Source organism: Gillisia mitskevichiae (genome assembly GCF_003634585.1).
Taxonomy (GTDB): Bacteria; Bacteroidota; Bacteroidia; order Flavobacteriales; family Flavobacteriaceae; genus Gillisia; species Gillisia mitskevichiae.
Genome location: NZ_RBLG01000001.1, coordinates 1,143,958 through 1,161,464, shown reverse-complemented (window position 1 = coordinate 1,161,464; position 17,507 = coordinate 1,143,958). Strand labels below are relative to the sequence as shown.

The window sequence follows — 17,507 nt, the reverse complement described above, 5'->3', positions numbered from 1 at the left end:
ATGTCTTTTGAAAGAATTAAGGAAAAATTAAATATACTGGCAGACGCCGCTAAATATGATATTTCATGTTCTAGCAGCGGGAGCAAACGCGCCAATAAGGGAGGTTTAGGGAATAGTGATGGAGTAGGGATTTGCCATAGTTATACAGAAGATGGGCGTTGCGTATCCTTATTAAAGATCCTACTTACGAACCATTGCATTTTTGATTGTGCTTATTGTGTAACCAGGAAAAGCAATGATATAAAGCGAGCGGCATTTAAAGTTCAGGAAGTAGTAGATCTCACAATGAATTTTTACCGCAGAAATTACATTGAAGGTTTATTTCTTAGTTCTGGGATATTTAATAGCCCAGATACTACCATGGAAAGATTGGTGCAAGTAGCTAAAAAACTAAGATTGGAAGAGAATTTTAACGGATATATTCATTTAAAATCTATCCCTGGCGCAAGTGATGAACTTATGCAGGAAGCAGGATTGTACGCAGATAGACTTTCTGTGAACATTGAAATTCCAACAGTTTCAGGATTAAAACTATTGGCTCCAGATAAAAAGCATGAAGACTTTATAAAACCAATGGAAGCTGTAAAAAACAGCATTCAGATCTACCAAAGTGAAAAGAAGATAATAAAAAGCACGCCTAAATATGCTCCCGCCGGCCAGAGCACCCAAATGATCGTTGGCGCTACTGGAGAAAGCGATAGAGATGTAATGTACTCTGCCGCCTATTATTATAAAAAATACAAGATGAAAAGAGTCTATTATTCTGGATATATTCCAGTAGCTAATGATTCCAGACTACCGGCACTAGGAAGCCCAGTGCCCTTGCTGCGCGAAAATAGACTGTATCAAACAGATTGGTTATTAAGATTTTATGGATTTGACATTAGGGAACTATTAAATAATGAAAATCAGAACTTAGATCTAGACATAGATCCTAAATTGAGTTGGGCCTTAAGAAATAGAGAAATATTCCCTTTAGATATTAACAGGGCCGATAAGTTGCTCATTGCAAGAGTACCAGGAATCGGATTAAAATCTGTTCACAAAATAATTGAGGCAAGAAAATATAGAAAACTGAATTGGGAGCATCTTAAAAAAATTGGAATTGCATATAACAGAGCACGCTACTTTATAACCTGCGATTCTAATAGTTTTGAAAAACGAGATTTGTCCAGCATCCAAATTAAAGGTTTGATCCTTCAAAACTCCACTAGTAAGTTCAGAAAAGATTATAGCTCACAATTAAGTCTTTTTAATTAATGAAAACAGGCACACAATTATTTTATGATGGCAGCTATGAAGGCTTTCTTACCTGTGTTTTTTCTGCTTTTGAAGAAAAATTAAATGTGAATGGTATTTTTACTGAAGCTACTTCACAGGGGAACATGTTTGCAAAGTCAATGAATATAACCACAGACCTAGAAAAAGCGCAAAGGGTGATCTCTGGTTTAAAAAGAAAAATTCCTAGTGAAAGTTACAGGCACATATATTTTGCGTTTTTAAGTGAATTAGAAGGTATAGAGTTACTACTATTTCAATACATAAAATTAGCTTTTAAAGAGGAAAAATTTAGCAGTAAAGACTTTGGGAATCCTATTATTTTAAAGATCAATCAGATCTCAAAAAAGGTGAGTAGAGAAAAACACCGAATGGAAGCTTTTGTAAGATTTCAGTTAACCAAAGATGACATTTTTTATGCTACTATAGAACCAGATTTTAACGTTTTACCTGTGATTTTAAAACATTTTGAAACCCGATATGCCGATCAAAAGTGGATAATTTATGATTTGAAAAGAAATTTTGGTTTGTTTTATAACCTTCAGGAATGCAGTTATATAAATATTAATTTTAAATCTACCGAGCATTTAAATTCCTCTAACACCAGTATTTACAGCACTTCAGAAATAGAATTTCAGAAATTGTGGCAAGAATATTTTGAGAGCACTAATATAAAATCCAGAAAGAACATGAAATTACACCTGCAACATGTACCTAAAAGATATTGGAAATATTTAACTGAAAAGAGTACTTGGCAAAATTAAAAATTAGTTTAAATTTGCTGCTCAACTAATTAAACATTTTTACGATGAAAAAATTATCTTTATTATTATTAGCTGCTGTATTCTCTTTATCAATCTATTCTTGTAGAGAAACAACAGAAGAAAAAACAGAAGACGCGATGGAAGACGCTGCTGACGACATGGAAGATGCTGCAGATGATGTTGCTGATGACATGGATGAAGTAGGAAATGACATTGAAGCTGCTGCTGACAATGCTGAAACTGAAATGAAAGAAGAAGTTAACGGAACTGATGATGTAAATGGTGACGACGATATGTAGTCTTTTGCATTCATAATTTTCTAAAGCCATCTTAATCTTATTGAGATGGCTTTTTTTGGTTTAACTAATTAAATTTTAATCTTATGAAAAAATTATTTTTATTCTTATTTGCTGCAACTTTTGCTAGCTCTATTTACTCTTGTCGAGAAACAACTCAAGAAAAAACTCAAGATGCTTTAGAGTCTATTGGTGAAGACATAGAGACAAATGCTAAAAAAGCAGGAGAGAAAATTGAAGCCGGTGCAGACAAGGTTGTAAAGGAAATTGATGAAGAAGTTCACGATACAGATGATGTAAATGGCGAAGAAGCTGCAGATGATCTAAATTAAGATCTCTACCCAAAATTATCACAAACCGCCTTTGAGCGGTTTTTTTTATTTATTACTTATCCTAAATATTCTATCATATAAATAACTTGAATTTAATATTTAAGGAAAATGTTCTTCTAAGTCATCAATTTTAGGCTTTATCTCCTGCAATTTTTAGAATAAACCTTAATTTTCTACAGTGAGAAAAACTAGCTTTACTTATGAATTTATATAAATTATCTACTAAACGATTATCCTTAATTCCTTTAAGTCAAGAAGAGATTCAATTTGTACATGCTTTACACTCCAACCTGGAAGTAGATTATTATAATACCCTTGGGATTCCTGCAAGTATGGAAGCCACTGAAGTAATTATGAAAGAGATGGTTCTAGAAAATGAGAATGAAGAAACCAGAAAATTTACTTTTTGCATTAAGTGGAATGATCAAAATATAGGATTGATCGCCTTGAATTTAGGCAACAAGAAATATGAAATTGGAGAAATCTGGTATAAATTCCTTCCAGAATTCTGGAATCAAGGTTTTGCAACAGAGGCACTAAAAGAGATGATATCTCTCGGATTTCAGAAATTAAAACTGCATAGGATCGAAGCCGGATGTGCTTCAGAAAACATTGGTTCTATTAAGGTTTTAGAGAAAGCAGGGATGAAAAGAGAAGGTCTTAAAAGGCAACATTTACCATTAAAATCGGGATGGTCAGATTGCTATGAATATGGTATGCTTCGGGAAGATTATATCCTTACGATAGATTAAATTTAAAAAGCCCACCACCTCTGTAAGAAATAGTGAGCTTTTAATACATGAATTAAAATTCTTATAGAAGCTTAAATCATAAATAATTATTGCTTAAGAACGAACTGCTGTTGCAATTGCAGTCTCTCCGGTAAGAATTTCAAATACTTGATTTTTCTTTACCTCGTCGTCCAAAACTTCAACTAAAGTTTTAGCTACATCTGCACGGGAGATATTACCTTGTTTTCCCAGCTTTGGCTCTAACTGAATTTTACCTGTACCAGCTTCATCTGTCAAAGAACCAGGTCTAACTATACTATAATTTAACCCGCTGGCTTTTAGATAATCATCGGCATTTTGTTTTGCCTGTAAATAATCTTTAAGTTCCTCACTCACAGATGGATTATCTGCTCCCATAGAACTTAACATTACAAATTTACCGGCTCCAGCATTTTTAGCAGCATCTGTAAGCTTTTTCGCTCCCTCTTGATCTACTCCTATTACATTTTTGCCTTTAGATCCTGCGGCAAAAATCACTTTGTCGGCATTCTTTACAGCATGGCTCAGATCTTCTTCCAAATCTGCCATTATAGTTGCTACATTTTCTTTTTCGAAAAGATCTTTTTGCTCCTGTTTTCTAACCATAGCTATAGGGTTATAGTTGGTAGATTCTTTTAATAAATCTATAATGATTCTTCCTGTAGTCCCGTTTGCACCGGCAACTAATACATTTCTTTCTTTTTTCATGATCATTTTTTTGTTATTATAAATTATGTCGGCTGTCTTAAAATAGATCAGCCATACTTATTATTACTTTTCCTTTGGCTTTTCCTTCAGCCAGATATTCATAGGCATCTATTCCGTCTTCAAAAGAATAAATTAGATCTACAATTGGTTTAATAGCTCCATCTTCAACCATAGCTTTGATCTCATTCAATTGCTCCGCATTTGGTTGCATCCAGGTTAGTTTATAAACAGCAGATTTTTCTTCGATTAGTTTTGATAATTTTTCTGGTAACTTATAATCTTTTATTCCCATTTGTTTAGCTGTCTCTTCGTCTGGGGGACCAACGATAGAAGTTACCCTTCCTCCCTCTTTTATAATTCCAAAAGCATCGAAAGTATAATCGTTTCCTAAAGTGTCGAAAACTATATCTAAATTATTAGCGACTTCCTTATAATCTTCTGTTTTATAATCAATTACACGATCTGCACCCAATGCTTTAACCCAGTCTACATTTTTAGTACTAGTGGTTGTATATACAATCGCGCCTTTTGCTTTTGCATATTGAATTGCAAAACTACCTACCCCACCAGAACCAGCATGAATTAGAATTCTGTCGTTTTTTTTAATACCAACTCTTTCCAAGGCTTGCATTGCTGTTAATCCTGTTAATGGCAATCCAGAAGCTTGTTCAAAAGTTATATTTTCAGGTTTTAATGCCACTAGCTCGCTCTTAACTGCTACAAACTCTGCTACACTACCCATTTGTTCCTGTGGCACTCTAGCATAAACCTCATCTCCAATTTCAAAATTGCTGACTTTTGCCCCTTTTTCTACTACCACACCACTAACATCATATCCTATTGTAGCAGGTAATTTTAATGGCACCATATCATTTAATTTACCTTCCACCAATTTATAATCGATAGGATTTATAGATGCTGCTTTCACTGCTATTAAAATATCCTTCTCGCTAAATGTTGGTTTGTCTATTTCTTGAATGGCTAGACTCTCTTTGATCTCTCCGTATTTTGTTATTTGTAATGCTTTCATATCAATTCTTTTTTAATTTTAATTATTCTGATCTATTTTCTGATTTTTCAGACAAGATCGCTATCCATTTATCTAGAGTATCCTTTAATAGCATAACATCTGTAAGTTCCACTTCTTCGGAAAGCAACGATTTCAGAAGTTTTTGTGGGACCGGAGCTGCCTCGGCTTTATAAGATAATCCTTTTTTAGTTAATTCTATTAAAACACTACGCTCGTCCTGCACAGATCTTTTGCGCTCTAAAAGATCCATTTTCTCCATCCGTTTAATAAGGGGAGAAAGGGTGTTAGTATTTAAAAGTAGTCTTTCCCCTATTTGATTTATAGATGATTTGCCATGCTCCCATAAAACCAGAAGCACCAAATATTGTGGATAAGTAAGCCCCATTTTCTCCAAATATGGTTTATAGGCCTTGGTAATTAACCGAGAAACCGAATATATTGGAAAACAAATCTGGTTCCCTAATTTTAATTGTTCCTCCTCTTTCATAGTTCTTACTTTTTAGAATTTCTCCAAGCTTCCCAAGCGCCAGTAGACCATAGCACCCAAGCGATTAGAACCGGCTGGAAGAAAAGCCTGATGAGTCTTGCTCTATCTGAATTTAAGGCTCCAAAAGCATCTTTTCCATCCAAATACTGCGAAATATTACCTGGAAATATTAGAATAAAAAATATAGCTAATCCCCATCCCACTTTCACACGTTGATCTTTCCAGAATAATAAGGCAAGACCTAAGACCATTTCCACTATCCCTGAAAGGATCACAACTAAATCCTTGCTCATAGGCACCCAATCTGGCACCTGTGCCTGAAAATCTATTCTATTAAAGCTAAGATGACTGAAACCTGCATAGATCATAAATACTGCTAACAGAATTCTAAAAACATTTTGAGTAATACTGGTTTTAACTACATCTCTCATTTTATATCAATTTATCACGAACAATTATATCGTGCACGATGCAAATATAAGGAAATTGATGTGTTCTTATATTTAATTAAGGTAGAGTTAACTTATAGCCTATAGAAAAAACCAATCATATCCTATTTGAGCAAGATCAAACAGAACGATTTCAGAAAACCAAGATCATGTTCTTATAGCGAATAAATAAATGCGTTCTAATAATTAAATATTTATCGACCTACTAGCGCTTTTATCTCAAATCCCTAATGTTGGTAAGTGCTTAACTTTATGATACAGCAACGCGGCCTTAATGCAATATTTTAATTCGTGTTCAGGAATTTCATAAGGTATTTGAAAGATAATCGCCCTTTTTCCCTCATATTGAAAAGTAGATCTGAATATAATTTTGAAAGTATCTACCAATCGGGTAGAACACTGGAAATACATTGCATATTGATTTGGAGATTTCTGTTTCCAATCTATTCTAAGGGTACTTCCAAATTTTGTTATATAACTTGGCTCACTCCATTTTAGGGTTTCTTCTATCTCAGTTATTTCATCTATTCCTTCAGCGGTTTCAAGGATCATCTTCCGAAGAGCTAACATTTGTGGACGAACCGAGTTTGGATATTCACGAAAAACAGACATGACTTCCGGGCTTGATTTTACATGTAAATCTTTCATCAGTTTTAAAAATTTTAGCTTTAAGAATAAATGAAAGTTTAATTAATTTTTTATCCTAGATTAATTCACCACTTTTTTAAAAGAAAACTATTAATGTCAGCAAATACAAATTCAGCTATTTACCAATTTACTCCATTATCTGTTTGATCTGTCCAGAAACAGTACAGCTACTCTTAACTGTATTAAATATAGTCCCGAATTTTTCGATGTTCTTTTGTAGTAAATCAATATTTAAATTGTCGTCACTACTATAAATCATTAATTCATAGTTAATCTCGTCCATCCTTGGAGGTTTTTCTAGGCGGGTAGCCTTAACCATTATTTCTGCCTTTGAATATTCAAAATGCATTAAGCCAGAAAAGCGTTCCACATTTTTTAAAATACATGCTGAAAAAGATCCTAAAAACAATTCGGCTGGATTTGGTAATGTATCTGCAGTTTCCGGTGTTGTTCCAAAATTAATTTCGGATGTTTTGATCTTTAGAGAAGCGTTCTTTTTTGAAATTGAGCTTGCATTACAGAAATACTTCATGACTTTATATTATTTAATTTACTTCAGGCTATAGCTAAACAGAAGAATTATTCTGAAATTAAATACTAAGCACTTAGAGGGTGGAATATTTTTGATTTAAAATCAATATTAATTTTAATCACTATCCCCTGATCATATAACAAGTTAATACAAAAACAAAGGAATATGAAAAAGCATTTAAAAAAGCCGAGAAAATTAAAAGTGGATTAAATCTAAATCTTAAATCTAAAGAGGATTCTAGTATTTGGAGCGGTCCCAGTAGCAATGGGATTGAAGCCAATGAAAATAGATTTTTAAAGAAAAACCTTTACTTTTTTCACATAAAAAAAAGTATTAGAAACAAAAAAACCCCTTAAAAAGGGGTTTTTGTACTCGGAGCGGGACTTGAACCCGCACGACCGTTGCTGATCATTGGATTTTAAGTCCAACGTGTCTACCAATTCCACCATCCGAGCGTGGATTTTAATAAAGTGCGATTTTTCGCCTGTCAGAGCGAAAAACGGGATTCGAACCCGCGACCTCCACCTTGGCAAGGTGGCGCTCTACCAGCTGAGCTATTTTCGCAATTTGTCTGAACGTTTTTTCGGTTTCCCGAAGAGCAATAATTCCTTATTGCGGTTGCAAATTTAAAACAATTCTTATAATACCAAAGGATTTTCTACAAAATTATCACCTTTAAATTTGAGCTTTTTGTTTCCCTGAAAGCATTCTCTTTATTTCATTTAATTTCATCAGGGCTTCAATAGGCGTAAGTGTATCAATATCAATATGCAACAACTCTTGTTTTAATTCTTGCAGCAATGGATCGTCCAAATTAAAAAAGCTCAACTGCATTTCTTGTTCCGCAGAATTTTTTAAAATTTCTCCAGATTCTTCCATTTTATGAGATTTTTCCAGCTTTTTAAGGATCTTATTAGCTCTGCTTATAACCTGTTGTGGCATTCCCGCCATCTTAGCAACATGTATCCCAAAACTATGGGCACTTCCTCCCGGAACCAATTTCCTGAGAAATAACACGGTATCCTTTAATTCTTTTACAGAAACATTATAATTCTTTATCCTACTAAAAGTATCGCCCATTTCATTCAGTTCATGATAATGAGTTGCGAAAAGTGTTTTTGCATGCGTAGGATGCTCATGTAGATACTCGGTAATGGCCCAAGCTATAGAAATCCCATCGTAAGTACTAGTTCCCCTTCCTATCTCATCTAAAAGTACCAAACTACGCTCAGATAGATTATTTAGTATACTAGCCGTTTCATTCATTTCTACCATAAAAGTAGATTCTCCCATGGAGATATTATCGCTCGCTCCTACTCTGGTAAAGATCTTATCTACCAAACCTATCCTTGCGCTCTCTGCAGGTACAAAACTTCCCATTTGAGCCAGAAGTACAATAAGTGCTGTTTGTCTTAATATAGCCGACTTACCACTCATGTTAGGCCCGGTGATCATAATTACCTGCTGAGTTTCTCTGTCTAAAAAAACATCATTGGTAATATACTGTTCTCCATGAGGCAATTGCTTTTCTATAACGGGATGCCTTCCGCTCTTGATCTCCAATTCGGTAGAATCATCTATTTCCGGCTTGTTATAATTCTCTAAAACAGCTTGTTGTGCAAAAGAAGATAAGCAGTCTAATTCACCAATTAATCGTGCATTTTGCTGTACGGGATTAATATAATCTCTCAACCAATCTACCAAACCTGCAAATAACTCCTGTTCCAGGTGCAAGATCTTCTCCTCTGCCCCAAGGATCTTCCCTTCATATTCCTTTAATTCTTCAGTTATATACCTTTCCGCATTAACCAAAGTTTGCTTTCTGGTCCATTCCTCAGGCACTTTATCTTTATGGCTATTTCTAACTTCAATATAATAACCATACACATTATTGCTTCCTATTTTTAGAGAAGTAATCCCAGTGGCTTTACATTCACGATCCAACATATCGTTTAAATAGCTCTTACCAGAAAAAGCTAAATTTCTAAGTTCATCGAGTTCCGTATGATAGCCTTTTGCAATAGTATTTCCTTTTACAATATTCACAGGAGCCTCTTCATGCAACATTTCATTGATCTTGGCTCTTAAAACCTCACAGCTTTGCAATTTATCGCCAAGTACTTTTAACGACTCTTCATTAGCGCTCATTGCCAGTTTCTTGATTGGTAAGATCGCATCTAGCGAATTGTTGAGATGAATTACTTCCCGAGGACAAATCTTACCAGTAGCCACTTTAGAGATCAAACGTTCCAGATCACTAATTCTTTTTATATGTTTCTGAAGCTGTTCTAATTCTTCTTTATTCTGAATAAAGTAACTCACCACCTGATGCCTGGCCTTTATTTTTTCAGCATTTTTAAGCGGAAGCGCCAACCAGCGTTTCATCATTCTCCCTCCCATAGGAGAAATAGTTTTATCTATTATCTCTAAAAGAGTTACTGCATTTTGAGCGTTAGAATTATATAATTCAAGATTTCGAATGGTAAACCGATCCATCCAAACATATTCCTCTTCAGCAATTCTATTTAAAGAAGCTATATGCTGTAATTTATGATGCTGGGTTTCGCTTAAATAATATAAAATAGCTCCTGAAGCAATAATACCTTCTTCCAAATGATCTACTCCAAAACCCTTTAAGGACTTGGTTTTAAAATGTTCATTTAGAGATTCGTATCCAAAATCCAATTTAAAAACCCAATCTTCCAGATAAAAACAGTGGAATGTATCTCCAAAAGTTTTAGTGAATTCCTTTTTATAATTTTTCTGAATAAGCACCTCACTTGGTCCAAAATTCTGAAGCAATTTATCTATATATTCAGCAGTACCTTGAGCTGTTAAAAACTCTCCTGTAGAAACATCCAGAAAAGAAATTCCCATAGACTTCTTTCCATAATGCACAGCACATAAAAAGTTATTAGACTTGCTGCTTAAAACCTCATCATTCATTGCTACTCCTGGAGTAACCAACTCGGTTACACCTCGCTTCACAATAGTTTTTGTGAGTTTTGGATCTTCTAACTGATCGCAAATAGCAACCCGCAAACCTGCTTTTACTAGTTTAGGTAAATAGGTATTTAACGCATGATGAGGAAATCCTGCCAAGGCCGTTTCTGTTTCGCTACCGTTACCTCTTTTAGTAAGAACTATGTTCAGGATCCTAGCCGTTCTAATAGCATCTTCCCCAAAAGTTTCGTAAAAATCTCCTATCCTAAATAATAATAACGCATCAGGGTATTTCACCTTGATGGCGTTATATTGTTTCATTAAAGGGGTGATCTGTTTAGGTTTTTTAGCTGCCAAAAGAATGAAATTTTAATTCCTGCTAAAATACTGAATCCTATAAGCTATCAGAAATTTAAAAAGAAGCATTTATTTAAAATTATTCACATTAGTCATAACTAATTTAATAGAGAATTTGATAGCCTTAATTAGCTAAAGTATTAGTTATAAAAAATCCCCTAAAACCAGTATCGGATATTAGAGGATAATTCTAAATTTATTAAGGTGTAATTAATTGAAATAAAATCTCTTAATTCTTTGTTTCTACTCTAATTAATCTAATTGGTATGGTCTTGCTAATATTTTCTACAGAGTGAGGAGCTTCAGCTTCCTTCCACATTGTAAAAGGAAATTTCATAGGAGCACTCATATCTCTGCTATCAAAAACGACATTCCCATCCATATCAAAATCAATGAAATCTCCAGCTTCCTGTATATATAGAACACTTGGCCAGCGATGGTGATGAATGGGCTCTCTTTCTCCAGGCTTAAGAACAACCTCTAAGACTCGAACTTTATCATTTTCCAACAATATTTTATGATTATCTGGCGCAGCTGTTACTGCATCTAGTTCAATTTTCCAGTTTGTTGGATCACCTGTTTTATATACAAAAGACTTAGATGGCTCCTGAGCTTGAGCGCTCACATTGGAAAAACTCAAAATAGATAGCATTACTAATAAGATAAATATATATTTCATATCTCTCTTTTTATTGTCGTTCCGCAACTTTTACTTCCCCAGTCAAGCCACTAAGATCTGGTCTAAAATGCCAAATTTCAGAGTATTTACCTTGAGTAGCATTCTCCCAGTCTTTCAGAAAAGTTTCAAAACTACCTGCACCATGCACTTCATTATACTTATCTGCGAATTTCCAGTCTTCGCCCATCCATGCAGATTTTTCGAAAAAAGAAATAAATGCAATGTCATCTCCCTCTTTTGTATTTGGCAACTCATTGGTATAAATACCAAAAGCTTCTGTTGAAAATTTATCCTTCATCACCTTTTGAATTTTTCCCAATAAATTCATGGCTTTGCCATTTTGAAAAGGTTTTACATCATAATAATCTACTAACAATTTATTTAGTGTAAAATCCTTAGGAAAATTAGATAAACCTGCCTCGAATTTGAAATAGGTCTGATTTGTTTCGGGCATCATATATTGTAATACATTAGTATTCCAATCTTCATCATGGCCTTCCTTTTCGGGTCTCGTATCGAACGCACTCCAGGGAAGTGGACCCATTACCCATAAATATCTACCAGTGTTAGGCCCATTACCTATCCAGTAAACTCTAGCACCAAATGGTCCCTCTTTGTGATATTTCTTATTGTGTGCTGCTAATCCAGATTCGAATTGAGAGATCTTATCCAACTTTGGGGATAATAATCCATTTTCGAAAACCATATATTCAGTCTCGTTTTGAGATATTGCTAAAAAAGGTATTAGCAATATCAAGTAAAAAATCTTTTTCATATTGATATCTTAAGTTGTTAGTGCAGGCTATTAAAATAAGATCTGAGGTGATTTTTAATTTTATTTTATTTGGATGCCACATAAGAAAGATCTGGTCTCATCCATCCACGTACCGTCTCGGTTTTTAAAAGGATTTTATTAAGATTCGCAAAAAGCTCTTGCCCTTTAGGACCCATAGCTTTTCTTACATCTGCACTTTTACGTTCCATATCCATAGCATCTTTTGCAGCAGCAGCAACCAAAAAATAAGTGCCATCTGTCCCGAACCCACTTCTATATAACCTATAGTGCACGCCCAAATTATTATCTGTATAAAATTTCTTAAAGGCTTTTGCAACCTCAACTGCTTTTTCACTATCTGAGGGAGCAAAATAATACAAGGTATTTTCTCTATAATTTTCACCTTCGATCATGGTTTTCATACCATTAGGCATATAACTAAGCTCCTTATCTAATGTTAAAACATAGTCTGTATGTTTATCATAACATTTGTCAAAATCTTTAAACACCTTGTCAAAATCTTCTGCACCAACTTTATCCCTAAGCGAAGCCATTGGATTTTCATCCAGTTCAGCAAAATTGCTTATAGGAGTAATGTAATGGTATTTATTATCTTCTGTAGCTAAGGTCATCCAATCGTGCGCATAGTTATTCTCCTTGCACATTTTAACGAAATTAGCTGCTGTTTTTTCGTATTCAGCTTGCATAGATGGTTTTACGGGATCCATGTGTATTAGATATCTCTGATACATTGATTCCTCCTGCGATTGCATATTAAACGTGAACATACAAGCAAATAGTAAAAGCCCTAAAAGTTTAATGGTTTTCATAATCTCTGAATTTTAGTTGGTTAATTAATTATAATAAAATGCCGACTCCGAATATTAAATTCGAGGATCAATGCAATTATTCAAAACTAAAATGTGGGGCTTATTGCCGTATATTACGGTAATACTTATAAGCATAAAGGGGAGAATAAAAAATCTTATATAAGATATATAAGATGCTGTAAGTTATTAAAAATGTGTTAAATAAACACAAATAATCGATGTTTTTTTAACAAAACTATATGATATCAATATTTATTAGAATTATAAGTACGAATAAACTATTGGTAACCCGCAGCTTGAAGATTGAATAATTCAGTATATAATTTATTATTTTCCATTAATTCCTGATGGGTTCCAATTTCTAGAACGGTTCCATTTTTTAATACCATAATACGATCTGCAATACGCACTGTACTAAATCTGTGAGAAATGATCACTGCTGTTTTTCCTTCCGTTAATTTTATAAATCTGTCAAAGGCTTCAGTTTCTGCTCTTGCATCTAATGCTGAAGTTGGCTCATCTAATATTAATACTTCAGCATCTTTCATATAAGCTCTCGCAATAGCTATCTTTTGCCATTGCCCACCAGAAAGGTCTTTACCGTTCTTAAAGCGTTTCCCGAGTTGCTGATCATAGCCTCCAGGTAATTCTGAAACCACCTGATTGGCCAGACTTTTATCTGCAGCATTATCTATTCTAGGTTGATTGCCTATTTCCTCTATTTCGCCCATTGCAATATTCTCACGAAGGGTTAACTCGAATTTTACAAAATCCTGAAAGATCACTCCGAAATATTGTTGGTATTGAAGCTGATTATATTTTTTTATTGGCACGCCATCCAAGAAAATCTCTCCTTCGGTTGGCTCATAAAATTGAAGCAAGAGCTTAATAAGAGTGGTTTTCCCTGCTCCATTCTCACCAACAAATGCCAATTTTTCTCCAGCTTTCAACTCAAAACTTACATTGCGAATCACCCATCGCTCAGATTTCGGGTATTTAAAGCCTACATTCTTAAATGTGAATCCTGTTTTAATACTTTTAGGCAAGGAAAGACCAGTTACCTCTTCAGATCTATCAAATTTAAGATCCAAGAATTCAAAATAATCCTGAAGATATAACGCACTTTCTGTAATGGCTGTAAATCTTGTAAAAAATCCCTGTAATTTATTCTGTAAACTTTTGAAGGAACCCGAAAGAAAAGTAAGATCCCCTAAACTAAATACTCCCACCACAGTTCTGAAAACTATAAGTACATAAGCCCCATAATATGCCCCAGTTCCTATGACATTAAAAAATGAACCCCATGCTGCGCGTTGCTTTGCAAGCTGTTTACTTTCCTTATAGTATTTATTGGAAAGATTTTGAAATCTATTTGCCAGATAATCTGAAAGGCCAAACAATTTCACCTCCTTAGCAGTAACATCACTAGCTCCTGCATATCTTAAATAATCCAGCTCCCTGCGTTCCTGAGTCCAGCTTCGGGCCAAAGAGTAGCTTGTGCCACTAAATTTTATTTCGTTAATTATAGTTGGAACAATAGAGACGATTAACAGAATTATCAACCAAGGTTCAAAGGCAACCACTCCAGCCATTAAAGATATAATTACAATTACATCTTGACCTTGTGTTAAAATATTAGACATTAAACCTACCCTTCCGGTAGTTTGTTGTCGAGCTCTTTCTAACTTGTCATAGAATTCTGAATCTTCCAACTGATCCAAATTTATTTCTGAAGTTTTCTTTATGATCTTTACTGATGTATCTATAGAATATTGGTCTCCTAAAAGCGCATCTGTTAACGCGATCGCTCTGGATAGAAGGTCAGAAAGTATTGCCAATCCAAGCTCAATTCCCACAAATAACCAAAGCCTGTCATAATCTTTTACATCTGCGGCTATTTGAAGTACCACTTCATCTACGATGATCTTCCCTATTAATAAAATGAGCACAGGTAAACTCGCATTTATTATTCTACTTGCCACATTCGCATAAAATAATAACGGATTCACCTTTCGAATTTCTTTAAAAAAACGGGGTACGAATTTTAAAGAAGCAAAGCTTTCTCTAAAATTGATCTTTTCAGGTTTTAAGGTTTTTTGAGGTCTAGGCAAGAGTTAAATTTTAATAGGTAAGCAAGTTACTTCGTAAATATTAAATTAAGAAGCAAACCACCCAAAGTATTCTCTTTTAACATCTACAAAATGCCTATAAATATTCATATTTTTGCAGCATGGTCGAAAACAGAAAATTAAAAAATAGCGAGTTAGAAAGAAAGACTATTTCAGAATTTAAAGAGGCAACTAAAACGCCTGTAATTGTAATTCTGGATAATATTAGAAGCTTAAATAATATTGGCTCTGTTTTTAGAACAGCAGATGCTTTTTTAATTAAAAAGGTCTATTTATGCGGTATTACTGCTACTCCGCCTCATAAAGACATTCAAAAAACTGCACTGGGCGCTACAGAAACGGTAGATTGGGAATATATAGAAGAAACCATTCCTTTAATAGAAAAACTTCAGGCAGAGAAAGTAGAAGTGCTAGCCGTAGAACAGGCAGAAGGCGCAATTATGCTAAATGATTTTATGCCGAAAAAGGACAAAACCTACGCGGTGGTTTTTGGAAATGAAGTAAAAGGTGTGCAGCAAGAAGTAGTAACCGCAAGTGATGGAATAATTGAAATCCCTCAGCTAGGCAGTAAGCATTCGCTAAATATTGCAGTAAGTACAGGGGTGGTATTATGGGACCTTTTTAGCAAGATCTCTTCTGAAAACTAATTTTTAAGCAGATATTCCCGAAACCGTTTCTTCGATCTTCTCTAAAATAGAAAGATAATCGCTGCGGTTATTCACAAAATCCAGCTCCGAAATATCGATGATCTTCACCTTGATATTAGACTGAGATTTAATAAAAGATAAATAGCTTTTATTGATCTCTATTAAATATTCTGGCTGAATATTCTGCTCGTAATCACGACCTCTATTTTTAATGTTTTCTAGTAATCTATCTGTATTCTGATATAGATAAATATAAAGATCTGGTTTGATCAATTCTTTATACATTATCCTGAAAAGCTTATCGTACAATGCGTATTCGTCTTCCTGAAGCGTGATCTTTGCAAAGATCAAAGACTTAAAAACGTCGTAATCTGAAACGATAAAGTCGGCAAAAAGATCATACTGTGCAAGATCATCTGAAAGTTGCTGATAACGATCTGCTAAAAAAGACATTTCCAATGGAAAGGCATATCTATTCTTGTCCTCGTAAAATTTTGGTAAAAAAGGATTATCCTTAAAACGTTCCAAAATTAATTTCGCATTGAAATCTTGAGAAACCATCGTAGATAAACTGGTTTTTCCTGCCCCGATATTTCCTTCAATAGCTATATAATTATAGTTGGTAAAGCTGTATTTTTTTGAGGGAGAAGCTAGATTTTCTGGAGTAACCTCAATAGAAGACTCATCTTTTAATTGCTCTTTTAAATTTAAGATAGAAGTTTTTAAAACGGGATGAATTTCTTTTCCGGCAATATCTGCTAAAGGAAATAATACAAACTTCCTGTTTTGCATCTCTGGATGTGGAACTTTTAAGCTAGTAGAATTTATAATTTCATCTTGAACTAGGATAATATCCAGATCTATTTTTCTATTAGTGTATCCTTCTGTAATTGTTCTAACTCTACCAAGGTCTGTTTCTATTTTAAAGAGTTTTTGCAAAACTTCTTCTGGTGAGAATCTTGAAGAAACAGCCGCACAAGCATTTAAAAACATATCTCCCTTAAACCCCCAAGCTGGTGTTTCATACACTTTAGAAATTGCATTTACCTCTCCAATTTCAGAATAAATTTGATTTATGGCTTGTTGCAAAAGCTGCATTCTATTGCCATCATTACTGCCTAGCGCGATATAGTAGAGTCTTGGAGAATTCAAACTTAAAATGGAATATTAAGAAGGGAGTTATTAAATTTCTTGGCAAAATTAAGTAAAACAAACATACATCTACTTGGTTTTTCAAGAGAGTTATTAAAGTTTTTAAGAGCCTAATTTTAAGTTTCTTAAACCCTCATAAACTACTACACTAACCGCATTTGCTAGATTCAGACTCCTAATATGCTCACTGTAAATGGGGATTTTATACAGACTCTCCTTATTATTTTCTATTATTTCTGAAGACAAGCCTACAGATTCTTTCCCAAAGATCAGGAACATTTCGTCTTTATAATCAAGCTCCAAATACTCTTTTTCGGCATGGCTAGAATAAAAGGCCATTTTTTCACCCTTGTTCACTTCAAAAAATTCTTCTACACTCTCATAGATCTTTAAAGAGATATGTTTCCAATAATCTAATCCTGCACGCTTTACCCGTTTATCATCCAACTCAAAACCAAATGGTTTCACTAGATGTAAGGTGGAGCCAGATGCCAAGCTCAAACGTCCAATATTGCCGGTATTCATAGGTATTTCTGGCTCTATAAGCACAATATTATATCCCATTCTTTATTTTATAAATTATTTATATAGTGGCCTTATCTCAAATATTCCCCAACAGTTTTAATGACGGTACATAAGTTCAATGTCACATCGAGCGATGTCGAAATGTTTTACCAAGCAGATAACAGAATCAGGTAAAA

The 17,507-nt window shown here is 34.2% G+C and carries 19 protein-coding genes and 2 tRNA genes; 6 read left to right on the top strand and 15 right to left on the bottom strand.

Translation table 11 applies throughout. From position 1 onward, the window contains the following. The 5 genes from BC962_RS05160 to BC962_RS05140 all read left to right on the top strand — a co-directional run bounded on the left by BC962_RS05160 (nucleotide 1) and on the right by BC962_RS05140 (nucleotide 3,422). Entirely contained in the window at nucleotides 1-1,260 is a 1,260-nt protein-coding gene (locus tag BC962_RS05160; RefSeq protein WP_121344799.1) for a putative DNA modification/repair radical SAM protein, read from the top strand. Beyond that, a complete protein-coding gene (locus tag BC962_RS05155; RefSeq protein ID WP_121344798.1) occupies nucleotides 1,260-2,042 on the top strand; it encodes a TIGR03915 family putative DNA repair protein in 783 nt (260 codons plus the stop codon). Before BC962_RS05160 ends, BC962_RS05155 begins: the two co-directional genes overlap by 1 nt. 44 nt (nucleotides 2,043-2,086) lie before the next feature. Continuing rightward, on the top strand, nucleotides 2,087-2,341 hold the full coding sequence (locus BC962_RS05150; protein ID WP_121344797.1) for a hypothetical protein: 255 nt from the start codon (nucleotides 2,087-2,089) through the stop codon (nucleotides 2,339-2,341). Between the two features lie 83 nt (nucleotides 2,342-2,424). Continuing rightward, nucleotides 2,425-2,670: a hypothetical protein gene (locus BC962_RS05145; protein ID WP_121344796.1), complete on the top strand. Its 246-nt coding sequence runs from the start codon at nucleotides 2,425-2,427 to the stop codon at nucleotides 2,668-2,670. A gap of 200 nt (nucleotides 2,671-2,870) precedes the next feature. Further along, nucleotides 2,871-3,422 (top strand): GNAT family N-acetyltransferase, encoded by a 552-nt coding sequence (locus tag BC962_RS05140; RefSeq protein WP_121344795.1) that lies wholly within the window; start codon nucleotides 2,871-2,873, stop codon nucleotides 3,420-3,422. 93 nt (nucleotides 3,423-3,515) lie between these two features. Here BC962_RS05140 and BC962_RS05135 read toward each other — a convergent pair whose 3' ends face one another. The 13 genes from BC962_RS05135 to BC962_RS05075 form a co-directional block, all read right to left on the bottom strand. Continuing rightward, on the bottom strand, nucleotides 3,516-4,148 hold the full coding sequence (locus tag BC962_RS05135) for an SDR family oxidoreductase (RefSeq protein ID WP_121344794.1): 633 nt from the start codon (nucleotides 4,146-4,148) through the stop codon (nucleotides 3,516-3,518). Nucleotides 4,149-4,185: 37 nt separating this feature from the next. Then, nucleotides 4,186-5,178 (bottom strand): NADP-dependent oxidoreductase, encoded by a 993-nt coding sequence (locus BC962_RS05130; RefSeq protein WP_121344793.1) that lies wholly within the window; start codon nucleotides 5,176-5,178, stop codon nucleotides 4,186-4,188. Nucleotides 5,179-5,200: 22 nt separating this feature from the next. Then, nucleotides 5,201-5,665, bottom strand: coding sequence for a MarR family winged helix-turn-helix transcriptional regulator (locus BC962_RS05125; RefSeq protein WP_121344792.1), 465 nt, complete (start codon nucleotides 5,663-5,665; stop codon nucleotides 5,201-5,203). Nucleotides 5,666-5,670: 5 nt separating this feature from the next. Continuing rightward, nucleotides 5,671-6,096: a DoxX family protein gene (locus BC962_RS05120; RefSeq protein WP_121344791.1), complete on the bottom strand. Its 426-nt coding sequence runs from the start codon at nucleotides 6,094-6,096 to the stop codon at nucleotides 5,671-5,673. Nucleotides 6,097-6,333: 237 nt separating this feature from the next. Continuing rightward, nucleotides 6,334-6,762, bottom strand: coding sequence for a DUF1801 domain-containing protein (locus BC962_RS05115; protein ID WP_121344790.1), 429 nt, complete (start codon nucleotides 6,760-6,762; stop codon nucleotides 6,334-6,336). A 127-nt stretch (nucleotides 6,763-6,889) separates the two neighbouring features. Beyond that, nucleotides 6,890-7,294, bottom strand: coding sequence for an OsmC family protein (locus BC962_RS05110; RefSeq protein ID WP_121344789.1), 405 nt, complete (start codon nucleotides 7,292-7,294; stop codon nucleotides 6,890-6,892). Between the two features lie 369 nt (nucleotides 7,295-7,663). After that, nucleotides 7,664-7,749: transfer RNA gene (locus BC962_RS05105), tRNA-Leu, on the bottom strand. Between the two features lie 36 nt (nucleotides 7,750-7,785). Next, nucleotides 7,786-7,858 (bottom strand) — tRNA-Gly (locus BC962_RS05100). A gap of 111 nt (nucleotides 7,859-7,969) precedes the next feature. Continuing rightward, nucleotides 7,970-10,594, bottom strand: coding sequence for a DNA mismatch repair protein MutS (mutS, locus tag BC962_RS05095; protein ID WP_121344788.1), 2,625 nt, complete (start codon nucleotides 10,592-10,594; stop codon nucleotides 7,970-7,972). 229 nt (nucleotides 10,595-10,823) lie between these two features. Further along, nucleotides 10,824-11,273: a cupin domain-containing protein gene (locus tag BC962_RS05090; RefSeq protein ID WP_147405620.1), complete on the bottom strand. Its 450-nt coding sequence runs from the start codon at nucleotides 11,271-11,273 to the stop codon at nucleotides 10,824-10,826. A gap of 10 nt (nucleotides 11,274-11,283) precedes the next feature. Beyond that, a complete protein-coding gene (locus BC962_RS05085) occupies nucleotides 11,284-12,048 on the bottom strand; it encodes a hypothetical protein (RefSeq protein ID WP_121344786.1) in 765 nt (254 codons plus the stop codon). A gap of 65 nt (nucleotides 12,049-12,113) precedes the next feature. Next, the gene (locus BC962_RS05080; protein WP_147405618.1) at nucleotides 12,114-12,878 is read right to left on the bottom strand and encodes a hypothetical protein; all 765 of its coding nucleotides are present in this window, start codon (nucleotides 12,876-12,878) and stop codon (nucleotides 12,114-12,116) included. A 278-nt stretch (nucleotides 12,879-13,156) separates the two neighbouring features. Next, nucleotides 13,157-14,989, bottom strand: coding sequence for an ABC transporter ATP-binding protein (locus BC962_RS05075; protein WP_121344784.1), 1,833 nt, complete (start codon nucleotides 14,987-14,989; stop codon nucleotides 13,157-13,159). Nucleotides 14,990-15,108: 119 nt separating this feature from the next. On the opposite strand from BC962_RS05075, the gene BC962_RS05070 reads away from it, so the two are divergent. Continuing rightward, entirely contained in the window at nucleotides 15,109-15,654 is a 546-nt protein-coding gene (locus tag BC962_RS05070) for a TrmH family RNA methyltransferase (RefSeq protein WP_121344783.1), read from the top strand. A gap of 3 nt (nucleotides 15,655-15,657) precedes the next feature. Here BC962_RS05070 and folK read toward each other — a convergent pair whose 3' ends face one another. Together folK and BC962_RS05060 are read right to left on the bottom strand one after the other, a co-directional pair. Next, nucleotides 15,658-16,806, bottom strand: coding sequence for a 2-amino-4-hydroxy-6-hydroxymethyldihydropteridine diphosphokinase (gene folK, locus BC962_RS05065; RefSeq protein WP_121344782.1), 1,149 nt, complete (start codon nucleotides 16,804-16,806; stop codon nucleotides 15,658-15,660). 102 nt (nucleotides 16,807-16,908) lie between these two features. After that, on the bottom strand, nucleotides 16,909-17,370 hold the full coding sequence (locus BC962_RS05060; protein WP_121344781.1) for a tRNA (cytidine(34)-2'-O)-methyltransferase: 462 nt from the start codon (nucleotides 17,368-17,370) through the stop codon (nucleotides 16,909-16,911). Nucleotides 17,371-17,507: the final 137 nt, after the last annotated feature.